At 71.4% G+C, this 2,778-nt stretch carries 2 protein-coding genes; both read left to right on the top strand.

Going from position 1 to position 2,778, the window contains the following annotated elements; all coding sequences use genetic code 11:
* Positions 1-1,455 (top strand): ABC transporter permease (locus WBA11_RS10505; protein WP_424520645.1); only part of this gene is annotated, 1,455 nt, incomplete at its 5' end.
* A gap of 215 nt (positions 1,456-1,670) precedes the next feature.
* Positions 1,671-2,778: saccharopine dehydrogenase C-terminal domain-containing protein (locus WBA11_RS10500; RefSeq protein ID WP_424520644.1), on the top strand; the 1,108-nt coding region annotated here is incomplete at its 3' end.

The raw sequence follows: 2,778 nt of genomic DNA, 5'->3' as shown, positions 1-2,778 counted from the left end.
GTGCTGGGCGGCGCCATCGGAACGGGGCTGGCGTGGGCGCTGTGGCGCTACGAGCTGCCGCTCGGCAAGACGCTCGGGGCCGTCGCCGCGCTCCCGCTCGCCCTCCCGCCGCTCGTGGGCGTGCTCGCGTTCCTGTTTCTCTACGGCGAGTCCGGGATGCTGCCGCGTGCGCTCCAGCTCGCGTTCGGCCTCGAGGACGTGCCGTTCGCGTTCGGCGGGATCGCGGCCGTGCTGCTGGTCCACGTCTACGTCTTCTACGTCTACTTCTACCTGTTCGTCGGCGCGGCCTTGCGCGGCCTCGATGCGTCGCTCCTGGACGCGAGCGCGGACCTGGGCGCGAGCGCCTGGACCACGTTCCGACGCGTCGTGCTCCCGCTCCTGCGGCCGGCGCTCCTGGGGGCGTCCCTGCTGGTGTTCATGCTGTCGATGGCGTCGTTCACGGCGCCGCTGTTGTTCGCCGAGGGCGAGCCGTTCCTGACGACGCAGATCTACCAGTTCAAGACGAACGGAGCCCTGGACCGCGCCGCCGCGGTCTCGGTCGTTCTCACGGGCATCTGCTTGCTCTTTCTCGCGGGCGCGGAGGCCCGAGGTCTCGCCTCGAGGACGGCCAGCGGCAAAGGCGTCGGGCGCAAGCCGGGGCCGCTCCGGGGCAGCGCGCGCGTCGTGGCGAGCGTGCTGGTGGGCGTGGCGTTGGTGGTTGTCCTGCTGCCCGTCGCGACCGTTGTCCTGTTGTCGTTCGTGGCCGAGGGGACCTGGACGACCCAGGTACTGCCGGACACGTTCACGTTCGCCAACTACGCCTCGCTCGCCACGGAGCCCGACGTGCTCGCGCCGATCACCTCGTCGCTGTGGATGGCGGCCCTGGCGACGGCCGCCAACGTGATGTTCGGCGTCGCCGTCGCGCTCGTGGTCACCAAGGGCAAGGTGCCCGGCCGAGGTCTCCTCCGCGCGCTGTCGCTCTTGCCGTTCGCCGTCCCCGGCACCGTGATGGCCCTGGGCCTGCTGGTCGCCTTCGACGAGCCGACGGCGCTCGCCGGCGGGGCGGTCCTAATCGGGACGGTCTGGCTGCTGCCGCTCGCCTACTTCGTCCGCCACATCCCGTTGGTGGTCCGCGCGGCACAGGCCGCGCTCGAAGGCTTCGACGACCGGCTGGCTGAGGCCTCGGCCGATCTCGGCGCCGCGCCCCGCACCACGTTCCGACGCGTGGTCTTGCCCGCCATCGCGCCCGGCGTGATCGCGGGAGCCCTCTTGACGTTCGTGACGGCCCTGGGTGAGTTCGTCGCCTCGATCATGCTCTACGTCTTCGCCAACCGCCCGATCGCGGTCGAGGTCTTCGCCCAACTCCGCCTCTTCGAGTTCGGCCAGGCCGCCGCCTACAGCGTCCTCTTGATGGGCTTGGTCGTCATCGCCGTGGTCGTGAGCCGCTGGCTCGGCGGGACGGTGCGGGTCGGGTAGCCGCCCTCGAGGACGAGCAGGAGCTTCGGCGTCGACCTCGAGGACGGCTCCCGGCCTTGAGCGCGTGCCGCGGCCTCGAGGGTGGTGGCTCGTCCCGCCGCCGCATTCACGGAGCGTCCTCGAGGGATTCCGCCTGGGTCGAAGAAAGCGCTTACCCCGGCCTCCCCTCACGTCCTACCTTGGGTCACCACACCTCGACGCAGGGCGCTCACGACATGAAGATCACTGTTCTCGGGGCCGGCGCCATCGGCACGGCCGTCGCCGTCGACCTCGCCCAGGATGACCGCGTGGACCGCGTCCAGGTGTGTGAGGCGCAACCCGTCGTCCTGCGCTCGCTTCGGTCTGCCCACGCCCACCCGCGCCTGCGCACGTACGAGGCCGACGCACGCGATCTGACCTCGCTCGAGCCGATCGTCTCTGGCAGCGCGTGCGTCGTGTCGTGCGTCGGGTCGGAGCACAGCGAACGCCTGGCTCGTTTCTCGCTCGACCTGGGCGCGCACTTCGTAGACCTGGGCGGCGACCTCGACCTCGATTCGCTCCGGGAGCACGCCGACCGTCGGCAGCGCTGGGTCGTGACCGGCGCCGGCCTGTCGCCGGGCCTGGTCGGCGTCTTGGCCATGGAGGGCATCGAGTCGCTCGACCAGACCCACGCCGTCCGCATCCGCGTCGGCGACGTGCCGATGAACCCGCCGGAGCCGTTCCTCCACCGCCTGGCCCACTCCGCCGAGCGCCTGCTCGACGACTACACCATGCCCGCCCCCGTCGTCCGCGACGGGAAGCTCGAGACGCGCGAGCCGCTGACCGGCCTCGAGGCCGTCGAGGTCGACGACTTCGGAGTCATGGAGGCGTTCTACACCGGCGCGGGCCTGGGCGCGCTCGTCGAGGCCCTGGAGGGACGCGTGCAGCGCCTGTCCATCAAGACGTTGCGCTACCCCGGCCATGCCGAGCGGATGCGGTTCGTCTTGGACCTGGGATTGGCCGATCGGACGTCCCTCGACGTCCGCACGCACCTGACCTACCGCGACGTGCTCGTCCGGCGCTTGCGCCAACGTCTGGGCGGCGCCTACGACGACGCCGTCCTGCTCCGCATCGAGGTCGACGGCGTCAAGGACGGCGAGGAGGGGACGATCGTCTACGAGATGGTCGACCGGTGCAACCTCGAGACCGGGTTCTCGGCGATGCAGCGGTGCACCGGGTACCCGGCCTCGACGGCGGCGCTCATCCTGGCCGAGCGCGGCCTGACCGGCGGCGGCGTCGGGGCGGCCGACCAGGTGTTGCCTCGCGACGTCTTTCTCGCTCGCCTGGCCGAGCGCGGCATCGTGG

Source organism: Rubrivirga sp. (assembly GCF_049648075.1).
In the GTDB taxonomy this organism is placed as follows: Bacteria; Bacteroidota; Rhodothermia; order Rhodothermales; family Rubricoccaceae; genus Rubrivirga.
The sequence above is the reverse complement of the archived record's forward strand: the minus strand, read 5'-3'. Positions and strand labels throughout refer to the sequence as shown.